This is a genomic window from Flavobacterium zubiriense, from assembly GCF_041729725.1.
Lineage (GTDB): Bacteria > Bacteroidota > Bacteroidia > Flavobacteriales > Flavobacteriaceae > Flavobacterium > Flavobacterium zubiriense.
This window is the reverse complement of the sequence record NZ_JBCFQL010000005.1, coordinates 13,289-34,771: the sequence shown is the minus strand read 5'-3', so window position 1 is coordinate 34,771 and position 21,483 is coordinate 13,289. Positions and strand designations below refer to the sequence as shown.

Genomic DNA, 21,483 nt, shown 5'->3' with positions numbered 1-21,483 from the left:
GAGTATAAACAAGTTGGCAACAATTATGAAGAAATGAAAAATATCTTACTTATTTTAATATTCCAATTCTCAATTTTGACTTTCGGACAAAAAGATTCTACCGAAATTCAGAGTATAAAATCTACCATTATCGTTGAAAAAAAATCGAACATATCTGAACTAGATTTTTACAAACTATTAGCAGAACAGGTGCAAAAGGACAACGAAACTTATATCTCTCTCACTCAATGGACTTTAAGCATAAGTTTTGCTTTTCTATTGGCAATCATCGGAAGTCAAATATTTTTTAATTATCGGATTAACAAAAAGGAAATTGACTATATCAGAAAGGATTTAGATGAAAAAATCTCGGAATTAAAAAACGATATAAATCAAAGCATAAATTCGAAATTTGATGATTTAGAAAAGGGACTTAAAAAAGATATGACCAAAGAGTTTATCGAAATGAAAAAAACTTTGTTTTCTGACTTTAAATCACACAAAGAATATTTAAAACTAAAATTAGAAATTCAGGAAAAATCTCTAAAACAAGACTTAAAAGCCTTAGAAAAAGAAGTTGAACAAAATAAAGGAGATTTATGGAAATTAAAAGGTGTTGAATCTAATGCCTTATCAAGCTTTGTTAAATCAGCTTCCTTACAAATTGAATTAAATAGGGACCCTAAATATATTTTAGATGAAATCAATACAGTTCTAGGAAATATGGAGGAAATCAATTCATATGACTTCGAAAGATTAAATACATTATCTGAAAAAACAATTAAAACACATAAGGAAAAAACAGAAAAAATGATTTCGTTATATAAGGATAAACCTGTTTATGAATTTGTTGTGAATAACAGCCCATTTAGAGGAATTGGTGGAATGGGAGGTTTTCCACCAAGCATTAGATATATTAAAAATAAAAAATAAATGTTACCAACACTGGAATAGCACAGCTCCGCAAAGTCTCCGACTTTGAGGTAGTGACAATCGGTTTCTAACCGATATTTTTTACGTCTGTCAGAGACAGATTAACGCATCCTCAAAGTCACAGACTTTGCGGAGCTAAATATCATCGAATCGTTTTCCAAAAATCACCCTTAGGAAAGATATTTTTCAAAGTATATTTTGCAGCTTCTGCTTTAGACAATTGATGTGACCAAGCCACTCTTTTATTCGTTTTTGCTCCTTTTCCTTTATTATTATATTCAGCGTAAAAGGCGGTTTTATCCTTATCAGGAAAACGTTCGTCCTTCCATGGATTCCAGCCTTCTGGTAAAATATGACTTCCTAGATTACAACCTAAAAAAACTGTTTTGGCAAAAGGTCGCCAAGGACGTCCTAAGAAAACTTTGGTTACATTGGCATCTGCAGTCAATACGCAATTAAAAAAAACATAACCAAATTCCAGATTCTCTGGTGTAGAAGCCGCTGTTATATAAGAATCCTTTTTACTCTTAATAATACAATTTTCAATAACTGCCGTTGCTGGTCCAAAAATAAAATCGGTCGTTCCTTCGATATAACAATTTTGATAGTATTGATAAGCTCCATCTCCATCTGTGAGTAAAGTATCTTGGCATCCTAAAATTCTGGAATTTCTTATTATAAAACGATTCCCTTTTACGTGTAAAGAAACCGCCTGACCTTTTTCGCACCAGGAATTTTCAATTGTCACGTTTTCTATTTGAACATCATCGGCGCGAACTAAAAGTGTGTAGGAATCGGAAGTTCCAAAATTTCGATTCGAATTTGGATTTGGTTTTCCTGAATAATCATCATTGGTAATAATCGTATTTTCCTTATTCTCTCCTACTAATTTCAATCCTGATTTTGACGACAGAATAACCAGTTTCTCTTTGTAAATTCCTTTTTTGATGTAAATTTCAACAGCACCTTTATCTGTTTCGGCTGCATCAATTGCCGACTGAATGGTTTTGAAATCGCCGGTTCCATCTTGAGCTACGGTTATCTTTTTATCGAATTCTAACTTCAATTGTGTTCCAAAAATAGCATTCGAAAAAACACAAAAATACAATACTACAATATACTTCATCCTCTAAAAAATTAATTTCCCTTTCTTCTATTAAAAAGGAATCCAAATTCAAAAATAACTAAAAACAAGAACTTTTCAGGCAAGATATTTGATATAATAATACCAAAAAAAAACGTATTCCGAACTAATTGTATTATTTTAGACGGCTATAAAATATTAGAAATAAACTTGCTGAAAAAAGAAAAAAAAAAATCATCCTCAATAATAATTTAATGAAAATCCAACATTCACTTCTACTAGTATTCGTATTTACAACACAACTTTTTTGGAGTCAAGAAAATAAAAACAGTTTTCTTATTGCCAATAAAAATGAAGTCGCCACAATTTACGTCGATAAAAACTCTAACGAACTAGTGCTTTGGGCAGTAAATGAATTGGCAACCGACATTCAGGAAATTACAGGACAAAAACCTAAAATTATAACTTCTAAAAAAGCAGCAAATGAGAAAGGAATCTACATTGGACAAATCGATGAGAATCGTTTTAAAAATTATAAAAAAACGAATAAAGACTTATCGGATTCTTGGGAGAAATTCAGTATCAATATCGAGAAAAACAATTTGTATATTGTAGGGAGCGATGTTCGTGGAACGGTTTATGGAATCTTTGAAACTGCCGAAAGATTAGGTGTTTCACCATGGAAATGGTGGGCTGATGTACACAATATTAAAAAAGAAAAATTAGTTCTTAGTCTTCCTTCTGGCGGGATTGTAGAGAGTCCTTCGGTGCAATTCCGTGGTATATTTTTAAACGATGAAGACTGGGGATTGCAACCCTGGGCAGCTAAAACTTTCGAAAAAGAAACGGGAGATATTGGTCCTAAAACCTACGAAAAGATATTCCAATTGCTGTTGCGTTTGAAAGCCAATACAATTTGGCCAGCAATGCACGAATCGACTAAAGCCTTTTTTAAAATTGAAGGCAATAAAGAAATGGCTCAAAAATACCAAATCCTATTAGGAACTTCGCACGCAGAACCTATGTTGAGAAACAATGTGGACGAATGGAAAAAAGAAACTATGGGTGCTTTTAATTATTTTACCAACAGTGAAAACATCAACAACTATTGGCAAGACCGTTTGAATGAAGTTCGCGACAGCAAAGCAGAAGCCGCTTTCACTCTTGGAATACGCGGTGTTCACGATAGCCAAATGGAAGGCGCAAAAAACACGGATGAAGCCAAAAATATGATTGAAAAAATCATTGTAAAACAACGTGAAATGCTGGCTTCGACATTTAAAAAACCTATTACTTCTATTCCGCAAGTTATGATTCCGTATAAAGAGGTTTTAGAATTGTACAACAAAGGACTTAAAGTTCCTGAAGATGTTACCTTAATGTGGACTGATGACAACTACGGCTATATCAGACGAATTAGCGACGAAAAAGAACAAAAAAGAATTGGCGGCGGAGGCATTTATTACCATTTAAGTTATTGGGGAAGACCTCATGATTATTTGTGGTTATCGTCTATGCAACCGGGTTTAATTTGGTCAGAAATGTCAAAAGCTTACGCCAATGGTGATCAAAAAATGTGGATTGTAAATGTAGGCGACATCAAGCCTGCCGAATATGATTTGGAATTTTTTATGGATCTAGCCTGGGATATTAATTCTATAAAACCAAATGGAATCCATGAACATTTGACAACCTGGGCATCAAGAGAATTCAACGATGCCGTTGCTAATGATGTAAGCCATATAATGAGTGAATATTACCGATTAGCGATGCTGAGAAAACCCGAATTTATGGGCTGGAGCCAAACAGAACCTACTACCCAAATTAAACCTTCTGAATTTACCGTTGAGGAAGCCAAGCGAAGAATCCAACTTTATGATTTATTAGTGGAAAAAGTAAATCATTTATCTCAATCGATTCCTAATGAGCGAAAAGATACATGGTTTCAATTGGTTGTTTATCCTGTAAAAGCCGCTGCTTATATCAATCATAAATTTCTATATTGGAAATTATCTTTAGAAAGTAAAGATCAGTCTGAAAAGGAAAAATTCGAACAATTATCGAAAGAAGGTTTCCATAAAATCGAAGAATTGACTCAGTATTACAATACTGAAATGAGTAATGGAAAATGGAATAATATGATGAGTATGGCTCCACGAAAATTACCTGTTTTTGATCCTATAAAATATGAAAACGCACCAAAAATTGAAGAAAGCAAAGCTAACACAACTGAATTAATCGCAATTCAAGCAAAGGATTTTACTGCAAATCAAGGTGCTAAAAATTATCAATGGAAAGCAATAGAAGGATTTGGATACAGCAATGCTGCTATCACGCTTTTTCCTTTAAAATCAAGTTATTTTGAAACTGAAAAACCATCGGTTACTTATACTTTCGAAACTGAAAAAACAGGTGACTATGAAATCGAAGTTCGTTTCATCCCAACGCATGCTAATAATTCAGACCATGAAGCTACTATTTCATTCGATGCAAATACTTCTGAAACATTCAAGCTAAATAGTTACGATAGAAATGCTGCATGGAAAGCAAATGTGTTACGAAATGCAGCGATCTTTACACTGCCTGTAAAAATTGAAAAGACAGGAAAGCATACTGTTACAATAGAAGTAAATCAAACCGGAATTGTAATTGATCAATTAGCCGTTTTCCCTAAAGGGCAAAAAAAACAGGAGATACCATTTCAATAATGGTATCTCATATTGTTAAGAGATTATCAAAAAAGTCGTTTGGTTCTTCTAGGCAACGAGAAACCATATAAATACATGTAAGTGATTTTGTCAGCTTATTAGTTATTACGATCAAGTGTGCCTCATGTTGATGTGACACGAAATATTTGATCAAGGATAAAAAAAGAGCATTTTTTATGTTGACAAAATTAAAATCTTTTTCCTGCGGAGAAATTACACCATATATTAATCAAAAAAAACACTCTTTGGTTTGATTGAACACAAGTTTTAAACATATCCTTTTTGAACTAAAAGAACAATACAAATAGCTCCGGCCACACCTTTAAGAAAGTATAAAAGTAAACTTGAGGTGTATGCAAATCCTTCACGTAAGAAACGACTCGAGTTAGACGTCCTTGTTCAATTCTATTTTCACATCTCTTTTAAAAATAACACTCCTGCTGTTTTTCGAATAACAATATTGAATTTTACTTGCTCTTGATAAAATTTTAGTAATTCAACTCTATTTTGTTCCAAACAACTTGACTAACAAATTTCAACCAAATGATGCCTAAGAGAGATAATGAACAGTTAGCCTTGTTTTGAATAAATTTTGCTGAAAATCTGAATTTATTTTACGAAACACAATGCCACATTTTAATATGACAGCATACATTTTTCGGCAATTTCAGAAATTTTTTTGACAGTATTCAATCCCAAATTCGTAAAAAACAGCATCATTAACTCTTTATAAAGTATTAGGGTTGCGGGGGAATTTTACTTAAAAAATCTTTTTTATCTAAAATGATAATTATCAAAATAGCCAATAATGTTCCACTCATATTTGCTAAAACATCCAGAATATCTCCACTTCTATACGTAGTAAGATAGGTTTGAAATAGTTCTATAGCAATCCCAAAAAAAAGTGATAGAAAAAAAACAATCCATAAAATTTTTGCCCGGCTTTTACTTCTAGAATTAAAGCGAAGTGCATAAAACCATAATAAACTAAAAACAAAATAAAAAAAAGCGTGTAAGAGCTTATCGATATATGGAATTGATAGAGCAGGAAGCTCACTTATCCGAATTAAACACAAATACAGTATAATTCCTGCCCAAAAGAAAGCGGCTCCTAAACAAATTTTTTTAAGCACCTATCAATTCTTTGTATCCTTCGGCAGTCAATAAAGTTTCGAATTCCGCTAAATCAGAAATTTTTATTTTAATCATCCAGCCTGCTCCATAAGGATCCGTATTCACTAATTCAGGATCATCTTCTAATCCAGTATTGAATTCAACAATCTCCCCTGACAAAGGAAGAAACAAATCAGAAACGGTTTTTACTGCTTCCACAGTACCAAAAACTTCGTCTTTTACTAACGTTTGATCTAAAGTTTCTACTTCAACATAAACAATATCACCCAACTCTTTTTGAGCAAAATGCGTGATTCCTACTGTTGCAATATTTCCCTCTAAACTTACCCATTCGTGGTCTTTAGTGTACTTTAAATCTGCTGGTATACTCATAATAATAGTAATTGATGTATGATAATTTTTTATTGTGCAAATGTAGCAATCTTGAATTTAAATTTGGTTTAGATTTTACAAATTAATTCCCAAAATTATATCGAAGCGTAAATCCTGATCGAATATTAGTTATTGGAAACGAAGTAGATATTACGGCTTGAGAAAATGAATGGTCATAATAGAAAATAGCCGTAAGGTTTTTACTAAAGGAATAATCAGCAGTTACTTTCAAAGACCACAAATTTTGCCCACCTGCTAATTGATTGTTATCATAATCTAAATAACGCACAATGGTCTGGTTGTTTCTATACGATAAATCGGCTTTCATATTAATATCTCCTTTAATCACTCCAGTAGGATTATCGGCAAGTCTTGAAGTAAAAATGACATTTTTAAAACGATACCCTAAACCTACTACATATTCAATTCCTTTTACTTCGGTCAATAGATTATTATCAAAACTCATTGATAAAGCACGGTCTTTTTTAATCTCTGTTAGCACTTTTAGCGAATTTTTTAATTCGAAATCCATTCGGACTAACGGACTGAATTGCTCTACTAAATTGACATTCGAAATAAGTGTTTTGTTATAAAAATTCCCACCATCATCTGTTCCCGAAGGATCATTATCATAATCAAAATTAGATCTGAATTGATTTATCGTATACGAAGCTCTATAAGCGTGCTGCAAAGAAAAACGTCTGAAATTCTTTTTAAAAACTCCATAGCGCATCAAGCCGTTATACTTTAATGTCCAGTTAGGAATAGGGAAACTTCTAAAAACCCCTTTAGAAACACTTTCGGCATCTGTTCCTGTATAAGCCGAAACAAAGGCTGGCAATAGCACCGATTGGTTGTTTTTTCCAAATCCTAACGGATAACCAGCATTAGAAGTATAAATCTCTCTTTTCTTTTTATCTGGATCATTACTAGGATCAACAGCAGCAGCTGGAATAGGGTTCAAATCATCTCCATATCTAGGAATTGGATTTCCTGCTCCGTAAAAATCTTCAGCTAAACGATTGGCAATTGTTAATCGGTTTTCTCTAAAATCATCAAAAGCCGCCGACTCCATTTCATTACTTGTAGAAAATGCTGTTTTAATTAAAACAGTAGAGATTGAAAACATTCCGTAATTATATGGAGAACGGGAATTGTAAGTTCCATCAGAAGACACATCATATTGTTCTGAATAATTTTCAGAAAGTGATCGATCCATAGTTAAATCGATTTTCAAATCAGGAAATAAATCTACATTAGCAGTAGCTCTCAATACTTTGTTAGTTACCTGAGTATAATTTTGATTAAAATCTTGATAATTGGTTAACCAACCACTTTTGGCCGCTTCATAACGCACATCATCCTGACTACCAAAAATAAATCCTAACGATGGTCTCGAAGAACCTAGGAAACCAATACTTGGTGTATAACCAGGTAATAATGTACCGCTATTTTCGGTATAGTTAATTTGGATATTCTTAACGCTGGTCAAAATTCCAATCATACCATCAACAAAGACATTATTTTGAGCTTGTGGTTTAACTGGTGTGCTAGTAATTTTTTGTCCAGGTTTTGGCGCTGCAGCAGGAGTTGGTCTCGCTGTTATTTTAGGTTTTTTGGACAACCCTAAATATTTATACAACACATCCATATTGAAAGTAGTATTCAAATTATTGGTACGTGCATTTTGAACCGTATTTCCTAAATTAAAAGCAGCTCCATTGACTTCTATTTCAGACAAAGCATTGGCTGATTTTTGCCAACTGTAATCTCCTGTATAGGAATAATTTGATTTTATAAAACTAAACAAAGGTATTTTATTAATAGGCAAATCATAGTTTAAAACTAATTGCTGTGTATGCCTATTTGGATCTCCTATATCCCAATAACTGTCCCATATAGAGAAATCTTCCATTGGCAAATCATCTTGATTTAAATAACTCTTCACAAGATTATTAGCTGTCGCTGCATAGCTAAATTTCAATGATTTTGTCAAATTATAGTTAAAACCATAGTTGTAATTGAAACCAAAATTTCTGCGATATAAAGGATCCAGTTCAAGACCAGGAACATTATCCACTTGTCTAAATTGTTGGCGGTTGTATTGTCTGTTAATATTGGTATTAAAAGTAACATTAGAAGGCAAATAATTAAAATTAAAATCACTCAACATCTTCCAATAATTACTTTTTTTCATGAATTGCGTTTTCTTGAAAGGTTCTACAGCTTTGTTTTCAAAACTATATGCAAAATCTACTGATGTGGATGCTTGCTGATCTAGATAATCTTCAATTTCATAATCATGACGTTCTACTTTATTGAATGATTGCGAAAAAGTAAAATTCTCAGGATCGTAAATATGTGGTTTTTGTTCTGCTCCTCTTTGCTTTCTTACTCCAATAAAATTAATACTTGTTCGTTTTGTATAATCTATAGCACGGTTTCTTAAATTAGTTCTTTCATCAGCATCATCAGTTTCGCTTAAAAGCTGTTTTAATTTAATGTCCTGATTAAATGGGTCGTATTCCGGCTTGATAGTTTCTTCCCCTACACTGTAATTAAAAGGCAGGTTAATTCCCCATTTGTTAGGCAATAATTGGCCTAAATTCAAATTTGTTACAATATTATATTGCTGAATATCCTCTCTACTTCTTTCATTTGGTCCTTGTTCAATAGTACCAAAACCAACGGTACTCATTTTTCCTGTGGCAGAAATTGTGGCAAAATCGGCAAAATTTGTATCTACGTTTAACACAGCCGCCATTCCTCCTTTGTTATCCATTTCAGACAAACGAAGCTCATTGAACCATACTTCTCCTTTAATATCTTTATGAGTAACATTACTCTTAATCCCGACCATCAGCGTACGAACCATTCCGAAATTCGGATTTCCTTTAATACCCAATCGCAGTTTATTTATTTTATTAGCTAAACCACTGTCCAATTCATCTTCATTTCTGTAGTAAATTCCGTCAAGTGGCAGTGTCGTTGGGTCGATTCCTTTGGCTTCAATTTTCAAACTTGTTAATAACGACAAAGCCAAATCAATTTCATTGGCTTGAGGCCAAACTTCATCAGCGGTATATTTACAAATTCCAGATGTTGTCTTTGTTGTTTTTAATGGAATCTCAATTTGATAGAAATTTTGCGTAAAATCATTACCAAAACGGATAAACCCAACCATTTCATCATCATCTATAGCAATCTCGCCAGGCAATGATTCAGCATGCAAAAACATTCTCAATTTTTTAAACTGACGCATGTCTACGCTTACATTTTTAAAAACGGCTCTGGCATCTTCTGGCTCTAAACCATCTCCCGAAACTCGTAATGATAAGGATTGTTCATTTTGATTAATCAACGTATTGTTATTATACAATTGCTCTCTTTGAACACCAGGAGGCGTGATGTAATTTACCGGACATCTTTCGTCATTCTCCTGAACGTTTACTGCCAAAACGGCTAATTCTGTATTATCATCATCAACATTAGTATCATTAGGATCTAATGTATTGGTATACCTTCTCCAATCGCCTCGTACTAAATCTAAAGCTCCAAAACGCACGGTTACTTCGTCTTCAAATCCTGTCATAAACATTCGCATAAAACGAATAGACCTAAAATCAGTAATATTTCCAATAGTATTTTCTGGTGATGAAACTGGGATTTTAAACTGAACCCATCTAGCATCAGTCACATCACCATTGGGCAAAGTAGCCTGAATCTCTCTAACATCGGTTACATAATTCGCTCCAGGTACCATATCTGGTCTCATGTCAATACTATATTCATAATACGCATTAATGGTATTCATGGTATTGTCTCGATTAATATCTTCAACATCTGGAAGTGTAGTAGCCCCTCGATTTGGATCATTAATATCAACAGCTGAGTTATTTTCAGTACCGTTGTAATTTTTATAACGATCTAAAATCCCTCCATTTGCATTCAAATAAAAAGTATAATCATCGGCTGCTGGATCTGGTTCAGAAGCAAAATTGTCATAAATAGCTCCTTCAGCACTACTAGGTAAACCATCCAATCCTACATCTTGATTTTTTCTATTATTAGGGTCAGTATCAAAAGCATAAATTAACGATTGCGAAGCAGGAACGTCTCCCCATATCGGTTGTGGATTAACTTTTACCTGATCTGGCCCTAATCCATTTTCATATTGTTTGCGACCATCTTTTAATACATCTTCCGAAATTTCTCCTAAGTTAAAATAGATTTTACCCGTATTAGTTGGCTCTACTTTTCCGTTACCTACATAAGGATCTAGAACCCAAAACTGAATGTACTCTACATTTCCTTGTTCGAAATTAGTAGAACTCAGGGAGCGCATAATACCTCCATAATTTTCTTTTGGAGTTAAACTAAAATTAGAGTTATTGTTATACGGTCCTCTTTCGGTTGGGAAATAGGTTAAATCTAAAGTACTAATTACTTGTGTTTGCCCTTGAGCAATATCTAATAAGGGATATAATTCTTCACTAAAAATTCTTCTGGTTGAATTTAACGAAATATCATCATTAGAAATTCCAGATGGTTTTTGAACATAAAAAACGGGATCTATGGTGTACCAAGCTAATTTTGCTCTTTTGTGACCATAAGTTAAATCGTTATTTTTAGCATTAAAGTTATAGAGACTATTTGCGTTTTCCTCTGGTGTTGATGCTAAACTCCAAGTGTAAGCCGATCGCATATCTATGGTGGATTGCGAACCTTCAAAATCATCTATATACAAAGTTGACTCGCCTTGAAATTGATCTGCTTTTGGTGTATCGGGTTTTAAAAATGCAATTTCACCTCTTACCGATAAATTTGACGGAACGTCGGTATCAATATTAGGAAGCATGTTAACTAATCTTGTAAAAAAAGGAACTCCGGTAGAGAAATTAGTATTAAACCCAAAAATGGTATTATTAACGGATTCCTGACCATAACTGGTTTTTTGAGTAAATGGTCTTTCGGACATTTTTAAAAAAGTTCCTCCTAAAGTAAAATTTTCCGAGAATTTATGCTCTACATTTACTCCCATAAATCTTCTGGTTTGTTGACCAAAAATAGAATTATTTTCGAGGGAAACATTTATTGGTGTATTCGATGCCTGTAACGAAGGGTCTAGAATTTGCACTCTACCTAATTGATAATTTACACTATAATCAACCCCTTCAACTAAAACTCTTCCTCCTGCGGTAACGACAACAGAACCTTGCGGTACATTGAAAGCACCAATTGGAATTCCATCGCCAGCGGATGATTTGTATTTCCCTCTTAACAAAAATTTATTCTTGTCACTATCTTCTAATGCTTTTGCCTGAGTTACCCGGTACATACTACTAAAAACATATTTTCTTTGATTAGCATTGTAGGTAGCCGTATTATTATAATCTTCAGCAGAATTAGTATTGGATAATTTATCGAATAGTAATTCTCCAAAAGGCTCTTTAGTGGTAAAAATAATGCGTCCGTTTTGAGAATCAACAGTCAAATTTGGTACAAAATCAAAAAAACCGTCCCCACCCACTTGGCGATCATTATTATAATTTAATTTATCCAAATTAAAAACATTTAACAATGGTGTTTCGGCCACTCTGTTCTCTGCTGACGGATTGGTGGGAAAAGGACTTCCGGTAACTGGAGTAATATAATTTAAGGGTGAAGGATCAGTGTAAAGAATATTGAATCTAAAATCTTCTTGTTTAATTTGATAAGCTCCGGGAATTTGATAGATATTCTTCATCATCAAGTTCCAAACTGGATTTCTTACATTTGTCAAATTACTTTTCAACATTTTCAAAATTAAACTTTGTGTAACCACCGCCTGAGTCGATTGTTGTGTCCCCGTAACTAAGGTGGCATCCACTCCGTCATTACCAAATTCACCCACTTGATACACTTGGTCTCCAATGGTATATTCATAAGAAACTGCTAAAATTTCATCATTCGACAACCTTTGTTGTAAGGATATGTAACCCAATTGAGGATGATACGTAAATTCGTTGGCTGTCAATTTTCGAGCATTTTCAAGTTTCGAATAATCTTGGCCTTCGCTTACTGTACTATTAAATCCCGAACCCGCCGTTGCCATTTCTCGAATATTGGAATTCAACAATCCATTACCCGATTGAATTTGCGCTGGATCGTATTTATTATTTGAATTGTCCGAAGGCGAATCGGCAGGATTATTAAACATTCCTGTTGACGGATTTAAAACCACCACTTGGTCATCTGCTAAACCTGATAATTGGGCTTCTCCTAAATCTTGAAGTGCGATAACATTTCTAAGATTATTTGAAGTGGTGTTAAGACGTGTTTGTTTATTGGTAACCCAAACTTCAATTCGGGTGATTTGTACTCTACTATCAATAAATGGATAATTTTTTAACGCAATATCGTATCGGTTTCTAAAATACTGAGATAAAAAGAAGTGTCTATCAGTATCATAATCCAATGCAAAAATATCGTAATCCTGCAGCGTTCCACCTCCTTGAGAAACTACAGTTTTGGTTTGTGATTTTTGTTCAGAGTAGACACCCGTAACCATTGTTTTTCCAAATTGCAATTGCGTTTTTACACCAAACAAACTTTGTGCACCTCTAATTAGGGAACTGTTTAAAGGCATGCTCACATTTCCTACTTCAATTTTCTGAATAATATCATCCTCGGTGGGAGCATATTCTAATTTCAATAAATTTTGAAAAGCAAATGTAGACTGAGTATCATAATTAGCATTTACATTGAGCCTGGTTCCTACTTTTCCCATCAAACTCATGCTGATTCTTTGATCGAAATCAAAAGCAAGATTAGATCTGTTTCTTGGAGAAAATGAAGGATTATCTTGTCTTGTAAAACGAGCTCCCATGTCCATTTCTACAGAACCTGTAGGTTTGACATCGACGGTATTGCTTCCAAAAATAGATTCAAACAAACCCGATTTTATGTAATATCTAGGTAACAAATCCTTTTTATCTTCCTCACTTCCTTGTTTTTTTCCGTCAATTGCATCTGATTTTTTTTGGAAATATTCTTTCATAGATTCTTTCAAAACTAAGTTTTCATATTCCTTTGGAGTCAAAATAATAGGGTAATTAATAGAAAATCCATCAATAGAACTGGTGTAAATATACCTATCGGTTTTTGGGTCATAAGTATATGCAGCCAAAATACTCTTAGGATCTTTGATTTGAACTTTCCCTAACGAATATCCTTTTTTAGTTGTATCCTGAACTGATTCATTTACTTGAGCCGAGGATACAAAACCACATAATAAAAATGCCAAAACAATACAAACTTTATGCATACAATTGGTTTTACCGTGCTTTTATAAGCTTTTTAAAGCTTGCTTAATAATAGATTCTACAGATGCATCTGGATCCTCTTTCACAATTTTATCTATCACTTTTTCAGAAGCTTTTTTAACAAATCCTAAAACTTCTAATGCTGATAACGCTTCATCTCTATTTGTATTGCTTTGCGACATAGAAACTTCGTCCAAATCGTACAATTTCAATACTTTTTCTTTTAAATCTAAAATTACTCTTTGTGCTGTTTTACTTCCAATACCTTTAATGGACTGAATTGTACCTACATCGCCTGAAGCTATAGCATTAGTGATTTGTTTTGGATCTAACGAGGACAACATCGTTCTTGCGATACCTGCTCCAATACCTGAAACAGATAGCAACAATTTAAAAATTTCTCTTTCTGATTTTTCAACAAAACCAAAAATAGTATGTGCATCTTCTTTTATTTGAAGGTAAGTGAACACTTTTATAAAATCAGTATTAGGAAGTAAAGAATAAGTATGTAATGAAATATGAACCTCATAACCTACACCTCCGCAATCAATAACGAGCTGTGTTGGCGATTTTTCAACTAATTTCCCTTGTAAATGTGCAATCATCTAGTAAAAATATATAATTTATTTTGAAATGTTTTCCTAGTCTTCTTTCTGAGATTCCAAAGACAGTAATAGCAGTTTTATCTTATACACAAAGATAGAAGTCTTAACTTAAAAAGTTAACTTTTTCATAATTCTTTTATAAAAAACTAATTTTTAAGCATAAAAAAAAGCTGCAAGAAAATTGCAGCTAACAGGATATACTTTACCATCAAAATTCAACCCTAAGGTTGTGTTCCATTGATGTAAGAATCTAAAAGTTGAATTGTTTCTTTCTGTTTTTCTATAATTGATTTTACAACATCTCCTATAGAAACCAATCCTATAACTTTATTGTCCTCAATAACTGGTAAATGTCGAATTCTTCTTGAAATCATTAGTTCCATACAATAATCCAAATCATCTGTGGACTGAACCGTAATTACTTTGCTAACCATAATTTCATTTACCAACGTATCTTTAGACAATTTGCCCTTAAGAACAATTTTTCGTGCATAATCCCTCTCTGATAAAATACCTTTTAATTGATTTTCTTCAATAATTAATATTGCACCAATATTTTTCTCACCCATTACCTTAATAGCATCATATACGCTAATAGTAGAAATAATTGAATAAACATTATTCCCTTTTGTGCTTAATATTTGATTTACAGTCATATTGAGAATTTTTTAAGAACTATAAATATATAAAAAAAAGTTAAAATACAGAAATAAATAATTTATAATTTCATTTTCAACTGTTTTTATTGCTTCAAAAAATTGATATTACGTTTCAATCCTTCAAATTTGGTTCTTTTAACGGGTGAATCTTTAAAAACAATTTTAAAAGTTTCTTCAGTCATTTCTTCCCAATCATTTTTAGTCAGCGAAAGTAAAGCAGGATTGGGATTAAACAAAGGTTCATTATGAATTTTCGAAAATCGATTCCAAGGACAAACATCCTGACAGGTATCACATCCAAAAACCCAATCATCAAAATGACCTTTCATTTCGGCAGGAATATTTTCTTTAAGTTCTATCGTAAAATATGAAATACACTTACTACCATCTACAACATAAGGCGCAACAATAGCCTGAGTAGGACAAGCATCTATACAAGCCGTGCAACTTCCACAATGATCCGTTGTAGGGGAATCATAATCTAAGTCTAAATCGATAATCAATTCGGCAATAAAATAGAAAGACCCTACTTTCTGGGTCAATAAATTACTGTTTTTCCCAATCCAACCCAAACCACTTTTTGCAGCCCAGGCTTTGTCTAAAACAGGTGCAGAATCTACAAAAACACGACCCGAAACTTCTCCAATAGTTGACTGAATTGAGAAGAGCAATTCCTTTAATTTCTCTTTAATAACAAAGTGATAATCTTTGCCGTAAGCATATTTCGAAATCTTATACGAATCTTGAATTTGTTCCTTTTCGGGATAATAATTCAGTAAAAGGGAAACCACGCTTTTAGCATCGTCCACCAGTAATGTCGGATTGAGGCGTTTGTCGAAATTATTTTCCATATACGCCATTTTTCCATTCTGGTTTTTCTTCAACCAATTCTCTAATCGCGGTGCTTCTTCTTCTAAGAAACCTGCTTTAGATATACCACAAGATAAAAATCCGAGGCGTTTGGCTTCGGATTTTATGAATTGTGAATATTTGTTTCTTGAGTCGATGGTATAAATAATAAATTGAAATCTTAAAAAAGCCCTCCTTGAATATTATTTCTAATTTTCCCTAAATGTTTATAAGCTTTATCGGTAACTTCACGACCACGTGGTGTTCGCATAATAAAACCTTCCTGAATCAAAAATGGTTCGTAAACTTCTTCGATAGTTTCACTACTTTCGGAAACAGCAGTTGCCAAAGTACTCAATCCCACAGGCCCTCCTTTAAACTTATCAATTATGGTATTTAATATTTTATTATCCATTTCGTCCAAACCATGCGCATCAACATTCAGTGCTTGCAAGGCGTATTTCGAAATTTCAATATCAATAGTTCCATTTCCTTTTATCTGAGCAAAATCGCGAACTCTACGTAATAATGCATTGGCTATTCTAGGTGTTCCGCGGCTTCTACCAGCAATTTCAATAGCCGCTTCCATAGAAATTGGCATTTTTAAAATAGAAGCACTTCTTTGCACAATGGTAGTCAACAATTCTACTGTATAATATTGTAGTCTTGATGAAATTCCAAAACGAGCACGCATGGGAGCAGTTAAAAGTCCTGAACGTGTAGTTGCTCCAATTAAGGTAAAAGGATTCAGGTTAATCTGAACCGTTCTTGCGTTAGGTCCCGATTCAATCATGATATCAATTTTAAAATCCTCCATTGCCGAATACAAATACTCTTCAACTATAGGGCTTAAACGATGAATTTCGTCAATAAACAAAACATCTCTTTCTTCAAGATTAGTTAACAAACCAGCTAAATCCCCTGGCTTATCCAATACTGGACCAGAAGTTATTTTGATTCCTACTTCTAATTCATTTGCCAAAATATTAGCCAATGTAGTTTTCCCTAATCCTGGAGGACCATGAAACAAAGTATGATCTAGCGCCTCGTTACGTTGATTTGCAGCAGCAACAAAAACCTTAAGATTCTCTAACACCTGATCTTGACCAGCAAAATCATCAAAACTAAGTGGTCTCAATCTTTTTTCAAGATCAAGTTCTTCTGGATTGTATCCCTTTGTTGTTGGGTCTAAATTTTCATTCATGTAACAAAGATAGAAAATACAATTAAATACCAATTTTTAAAATTCCAAATTCCAAAAGGAAAGTGAGTCGTTATAGAATTTGGAATTTTTCATTAGGTATTTGTTAACTCTATAAAACAAAAAAACCCTCTTTTCAGAAGGTCTTTTTGTAAAATATTTTAATGGTGTAAAACTGATTCACCTGGTTTCATTGGAACCGTTTGAGGAACAAAATCATCTTCATGTTCTGGGTTACTGTAATCGTAAGCCCAACGGTGAACTTCAGGGATTTCACCTGGCCAGTTTCCATGTATGTGTTCTACTGGTGTTGTCCACTCTAATGTTGTAGATCTCCAAGGATTTTGAACTGCTTTCTTACCATAGAAAATACTAATAAAGAAGTTATACAAGAATATCAATTGGAATACTCCACCTACTAAGGCAAAAACGGTAATCAATACATTCACATTTTGTAAATCATCAAATAATGGGAAGTTAGTATTTGTATAATAACGTCTTGGTAAACCAGCTAATCCAATAAAGTGCATTGGAAAGAAAACTCCATAAGCACAAACTGCTGTTATCCAAAAGTGTACATAACCTAAATTTTTGTTCAGCATTCTTCCAAACATTTTAGGGAACCAGTGGTAAATACCAGCAAACATTCCATAAAGCGCAGAGATTCCCATTACTAGGTGAAAGTGAGCAATAACAAAGTAAGTATCGTGAACGTTAATATCCAAAGTACTATCTCCTAAAATGATTCCTGTTAAACCTCCAGTGATGAAAGTAGAAACCATTCCGATAGAAAACAACATAGCAGGATTCAATTGTAAATTACCTTTCCATAAAGTTGTAATCCAGTTAAATGCTTTTACAGCTGATGGAATTGCAATCAATAAGGTTGTAAAAGTAAATACAGATCCTAAGAAAGGATTCATACCTGAAATAAACATGTGGTGACCCCAAACAATAGTTGACAAGAATGCAATTGCAAGAACTGACATAATCATTGCTCTGTAACCGAAAATTGGTTTACGAGAATTTGTTGCCATAATTTCAGAAACAAGTCCCATTGCAGGCAAGATTACAATATATACCTCTGGGTGACCTAAGAACCAAAATAAGTGTTCGAATAATACAGGAGAACCACCTTGGTAATGTAAAACTTCTCCGGCAATATAAATATCAGATAAGAAGAATGAAGTACCAAAACTTCTATCGAAAATCAATAATAAAGCTGCCGACAATAATACTGGAAAAGAAATAACACCAATGATGGCTGTTACAAAAAATGTCCAGATTGTAAGTGGAAGTCTAGTCATAGACATTCCTTTAGTTCTCAAATTGATTACAGTAACAATATAATTTAAAGATCCCATTAATGAAGATGCAATGAATATAGCCATAGATACTAACCAAAGTGTCATACCTGTTCCTGAACCAGGAATAGCTTGTGGTAATGCACTCAAAGGAGGATAAATTGTCCACCCTGATGAAGCAGGTCCAGATTCAACAAATAAAGAGGCAATCATAATTACAGCTGAAATGAAGAACAACCAATAGGAGATCATGTTCATAAATCCAGATGCCATATCTCTTGCACCTATTTGAAGTGGAATAAGTAAGTTACTAAAAGTACCACTTAAACCGGCTGTAAGTACAAAGAATACCATTATTGTACCGTGAATTGTCACTAAAGCAAGATAAACATCATTAGCCATAACTCCATCAGGAGCAAACTTATCACCTAATAAAACATTAAATATTTTAAAAGATTCTTCTGGCCATGCTAATTGCATTCTGAAAAGTAGCGACATACAAATCCCAATAATCCCCATAAGAATACCTGTAATAAGGTATTGTTTAGCAATCATCTTGTGATCAATACTAAATATATACTTAGTAATGAATGTCTCTTTATGGTGGTGTTCGTGTTCGTGTTCGTGATCGTGTGCGTGATCGTGACCTTCTGCTGACATATATTATACTTTAAATTATCTTAATAAATTATTTAATAACAACTTTCTCAGCTGCTACTGTATCAATTGGTTGTTGTGTACCTTCAGTTGCTGAAGAATTCTCAGCAGGTGTTTCTAATGATGCTTTAACTTGACTAACAAGTGAAGCTTGACTAGCTAACCATTTTCTATAATCTTCAGGTGTATCAACTATAATTTTCATTTGCATGTTATAGTGAGATGCGCCACAAATTTTATTACAAAGCAACAAGTAATCAAAAGTATACGGGTCTAACCCTGATTCTCCTTTTGCAATTAATTCAGCACTTTTCTTTGCTCTTAGATCATTAATATGAGAAACTTTCTCAATCATATAAGGCAAATCTCGGTATTCAGCTGTAGTATAAATTGGCGTAAAAGCAAATTCAGTTACCATACCAGGAACACAATTCATCTGAGCTCTAAAGTGAGGCATATAAGCTGAGTGCAAAACGTCTTGAGAACGAAATTTGAAATGAATTTTTTTACCTTTAGGTATGTGCAATTCGCTAACTACAATATCATCTTGAGCATTTGGATCACTTAAATCAACTCCTAAAGTATTTACTCCTTCAATATAACGAACATTCGCTTTACCTAAAACATTATCTTCTCCAGCAAATCTAGCGGTCCATTTAAATTGTTGAGCATATATTTCAATTTCAATTACATCTTCATCTTTATCAACAAACATAATGTTTGTCCAAGCGTACAAACCATAAAGAATCAAACCAGCTAAAACTACCGCAGGAATAATACTCCACAATGCTTCTAATTTATTATTATCAGCAAAATATAAAGCTTTTTGATCTTTTTTACCTTTATATTTAAAAGCAAAGTAATGCAATAAAACTTGTGTTATTGCTTGAACCGTAAAAATTAAAATCCAAGTAATATTCATCAAATTATCTACTTGTCCTCCGTGTTCTGAAGCAGGTGTGTGCAAAGGTAAATCACCCCAGGCAAACAAACCATATATTGTAAAAATATATAAGAATGCTAAAAAACCAAACATCAAATAACCTTGAACATTATTATCTTTATCATTAGCTACTTGAGAGCTATCTGATGTAGAACCTACTTGAGTAAGGTCGAATATTTTAGTCAATTGCCATAAAGCAACAGCTAATAAAACTAAAACTATAATTACCAACAAACTTGTCATCTGTTTATCTCTTTAAAAATTAATAATGAAAATGTTTACTTTCTTCGATATAAGGATTTCTTTTTGCTAATAAAGGAACTTTAGTTAATGCTGTAAAAACAGTAAAAATAAACAACCCAAGGAAGAAAAGAACTGATGAGATTTCAGAAACACCAATAAACCATTGGTCACCAACTGTTGCAGGCATAATCATATTAAAGAAATCAACATAATGACCCAATAAAATAACTGTACCAGCCATAACAATTACCCATGAAATTCTCTTGAAATCAGTATTTAAAAGAATTAATAATGGGAAAACAAAATTCATGACAACTGCACCAAAGAAAGGCAGGTTATACAATTCAATTCTTGTAATGAAATACGTGATTTCTTCAGGAATATTAGCATACCAAATCAACATAAATTGAGAAAACCATAAGTAGGTCCAAAAAATACTGATACCAAACATGAATTTAGCTAAGTCATGAATATGACTTGTATTTACATATTCTAAATATCCTTTAGATTTTAAATAAACAGTTACCATAGCAATCAATGTGATACCACTTACAAAGAAACTTGCAAATACATACCATCCAAATAATGTAGAGAACCAGTGAGGATCAAAAGACATAATCCAGTCCCATGACATAATAGATTCAGAAACAATAAAAAACACTAAGAAACCTGCTGATATATTAAAGTTCTTTTTATAAAAACTATTATCATTAGCTTCATCCTGTGCTAAGCAGTTTTTTCTTGAAAAATGACGGTAAACATTCCATCCAATTAAGAAAATAGCAGCTCTAACAATCCAGAAACCAAAATTTAAATAACCTGACTTACCAGCAATCAATTTATCATAATTAGCACTAGTAGGATCTGTAACTCCATCAGCCATCCACGTAAAAAGGTGATTAAAATGCAAACCACATAAAACTAATAATATAAAAAATAAAACCGAACCATAAGGAAGGTAAGCTGTTATTCCTTGCATAACTCTAAATAAAACTGGAGACCAACCCGCTTGTGCTACTTGTTGAATAGCATAAAAAACTAGAGTACCCATTGTAATTAACAAGAAGAAAATACAAGCAACATATAGAGCTGCCCATGGTTTATTTTGTAATTGGTGCAAAACGTGAGTCAAATGCTCTTCGTGTTCAGCATGTGCGTCAGATTTGCTTTCGGCAGCATGTGCTGTTGTTGCGTGATTAGCCTCTTGAGTAGGATTAGCTTCTTCATGAGCAACAGTTTGTGATTGATCATGAGCTGGAATTGCTTTTCCATGAGCAACAGCTTGTGCTTCTTCATGAGCTGGCTCAGCTTCTCCATGAACAGCAGCTTGCGCTTCTTCATGATGTGCTTCTCCGTGTCCATCATGTGATGATGCAGAAAGGATATTCTCGACTTCATGAATATCTTTAGGTGCGTTAAAAAAACCATAACCTATTCCTAATACACCAACGGCCATTAAGATAAAAGAAAAAGTTTTTAATTTACTTGAAAATGTATACATATCTATT

Annotated in this window: 13 protein-coding genes; 2 read left to right on the top strand and 11 right to left on the bottom strand. The window is 33.3% G+C overall.

Annotation, left to right across the window (positions count from 1 at the left end; genetic code table 11):
- The first annotated feature begins 33 nt into the window (after positions 1-33).
- Positions 34-912 carry a hypothetical protein gene (locus tag AAGV28_RS05575; RefSeq protein ID WP_373405839.1) on the top strand — a complete coding sequence of 293 codons (879 nt, stop codon included), beginning with the start codon at positions 34-36 and terminating at the stop codon, positions 910-912.
- Between the two features lie 142 nt (positions 913-1,054).
- Here AAGV28_RS05575 and AAGV28_RS05570 read toward each other — a convergent pair whose 3' ends face one another.
- Positions 1,055-2,038 (bottom strand): pectinesterase family protein, encoded by a 984-nt coding sequence (locus AAGV28_RS05570; protein WP_373405838.1) that lies wholly within the window; start codon positions 2,036-2,038, stop codon positions 1,055-1,057.
- A gap of 212 nt (positions 2,039-2,250) precedes the next feature.
- Between AAGV28_RS05570 and AAGV28_RS05565 the strand changes: the two genes are divergently transcribed.
- Positions 2,251-4,704, top strand: coding sequence for a glycosyl hydrolase 115 family protein (locus AAGV28_RS05565; RefSeq protein ID WP_373405837.1), 2,454 nt, complete (start codon positions 2,251-2,253; stop codon positions 4,702-4,704).
- 737 nt (positions 4,705-5,441) lie between these two features.
- Here AAGV28_RS05565 and AAGV28_RS05560 read toward each other — a convergent pair.
- From AAGV28_RS05560 to AAGV28_RS05515, 10 genes are all read right to left on the bottom strand, one after another.
- A complete protein-coding gene (locus tag AAGV28_RS05560) occupies positions 5,442-5,837 on the bottom strand; it encodes a VanZ family protein (protein ID WP_373405836.1) in 396 nt (131 codons plus the stop codon).
- Positions 5,830-6,210: a glycine cleavage system protein GcvH gene (gcvH, locus tag AAGV28_RS05555; RefSeq protein ID WP_373405835.1), complete on the bottom strand. Its 381-nt coding sequence runs from the start codon at positions 6,208-6,210 to the stop codon at positions 5,830-5,832. Before gcvH ends, AAGV28_RS05560 begins: the two co-directional genes overlap by 8 nt.
- Positions 6,211-6,292: 82 nt before the next feature.
- Entirely contained in the window at positions 6,293-13,516 is a 7,224-nt protein-coding gene (gene sov / locus AAGV28_RS05550; RefSeq protein ID WP_373405834.1) for a T9SS outer membrane translocon Sov/SprA, read from the bottom strand.
- A gap of 21 nt (positions 13,517-13,537) precedes the next feature.
- On the bottom strand, positions 13,538-14,119 hold the full coding sequence (gene ruvA, locus AAGV28_RS05545) for a Holliday junction branch migration protein RuvA (RefSeq protein WP_373405833.1): 582 nt from the start codon (positions 14,117-14,119) through the stop codon (positions 13,538-13,540).
- A gap of 221 nt (positions 14,120-14,340) precedes the next feature.
- Positions 14,341-14,775, bottom strand: a complete 435-nt coding sequence (locus AAGV28_RS05540) for a CBS domain-containing protein (RefSeq protein WP_373405832.1) — start codon at positions 14,773-14,775, stop codon at positions 14,341-14,343.
- A gap of 86 nt (positions 14,776-14,861) precedes the next feature.
- Positions 14,862-15,785: a tRNA epoxyqueuosine(34) reductase QueG gene (gene queG, locus AAGV28_RS05535; protein ID WP_373406003.1), complete on the bottom strand. Its 924-nt coding sequence runs from the start codon at positions 15,783-15,785 to the stop codon at positions 14,862-14,864.
- A gap of 23 nt (positions 15,786-15,808) precedes the next feature.
- A complete protein-coding gene (ruvB, locus tag AAGV28_RS05530) occupies positions 15,809-16,831 on the bottom strand; it encodes a Holliday junction branch migration DNA helicase RuvB (RefSeq protein ID WP_373405831.1) in 1,023 nt (340 codons plus the stop codon).
- A 158-nt stretch (positions 16,832-16,989) separates the two neighbouring features.
- The gene (locus tag AAGV28_RS05525; RefSeq protein ID WP_373405830.1) at positions 16,990-18,792 is read right to left on the bottom strand and encodes a cytochrome c oxidase subunit I; all 1,803 of its coding nucleotides are present in this window, start codon (positions 18,790-18,792) and stop codon (positions 16,990-16,992) included.
- A 28-nt stretch (positions 18,793-18,820) separates the two neighbouring features.
- On the bottom strand, positions 18,821-19,975 hold the full coding sequence (locus AAGV28_RS05520) for a cytochrome c oxidase subunit II (protein WP_373405829.1): 1,155 nt from the start codon (positions 19,973-19,975) through the stop codon (positions 18,821-18,823).
- A gap of 19 nt (positions 19,976-19,994) precedes the next feature.
- Positions 19,995-21,476, bottom strand: coding sequence for a quinol:cytochrome C oxidoreductase (locus tag AAGV28_RS05515; protein WP_373405828.1), 1,482 nt, complete (start codon positions 21,474-21,476; stop codon positions 19,995-19,997).
- Positions 21,477-21,483 lie beyond the last annotated feature (7 nt).

Excerpts from the sequence above, each read along its gene's own strand:
- AAGV28_RS05520 (WP_373405829.1), bottom strand. The coding sequence starts at position 19,975 with ATGACAAGTTTGTTGGTAATTATAGTTTTAGTTTTATTAGCTGTTGCT.
- AAGV28_RS05515 (WP_373405828.1), bottom strand. The coding sequence starts at position 21,476 with ATGTATACATTTTCAAGTAAATTAAAAACTTTTTCTTTTATCTTAATG.
- AAGV28_RS05540 (WP_373405832.1), bottom strand. The coding sequence starts at position 14,775 with ATGACTGTAAATCAAATATTAAGCACAAAAGGGAATAATGTTTATTCA.
- AAGV28_RS05565 (WP_373405837.1), top strand. The coding sequence starts at position 2,251 with ATGAAAATCCAACATTCACTTCTACTAGTATTCGTATTTACAACACAA.
- ruvA (WP_373405833.1), bottom strand. The coding sequence starts at position 14,119 with ATGATTGCACATTTACAAGGGAAATTAGTTGAAAAATCGCCAACACAG.
- sov (WP_373405834.1), bottom strand. The coding sequence starts at position 13,516 with ATGCATAAAGTTTGTATTGTTTTGGCATTTTTATTATGTGGTTTTGTA.
- AAGV28_RS05575 (WP_373405839.1), top strand. The coding sequence starts at position 34 with ATGAAAAATATCTTACTTATTTTAATATTCCAATTCTCAATTTTGACT.
- AAGV28_RS05525 (WP_373405830.1), bottom strand. The coding sequence starts at position 18,792 with ATGTCAGCAGAAGGTCACGATCACGCACACGATCACGAACACGAACAC.
- AAGV28_RS05570 (WP_373405838.1), bottom strand. The coding sequence starts at position 2,038 with ATGAAGTATATTGTAGTATTGTATTTTTGTGTTTTTTCGAATGCTATT.
- gcvH (WP_373405835.1), bottom strand. The coding sequence starts at position 6,210 with ATGAGTATACCAGCAGATTTAAAGTACACTAAAGACCACGAATGGGTA.
- ruvB (WP_373405831.1), bottom strand. The coding sequence starts at position 16,831 with ATGAATGAAAATTTAGACCCAACAACAAAGGGATACAATCCAGAAGAA.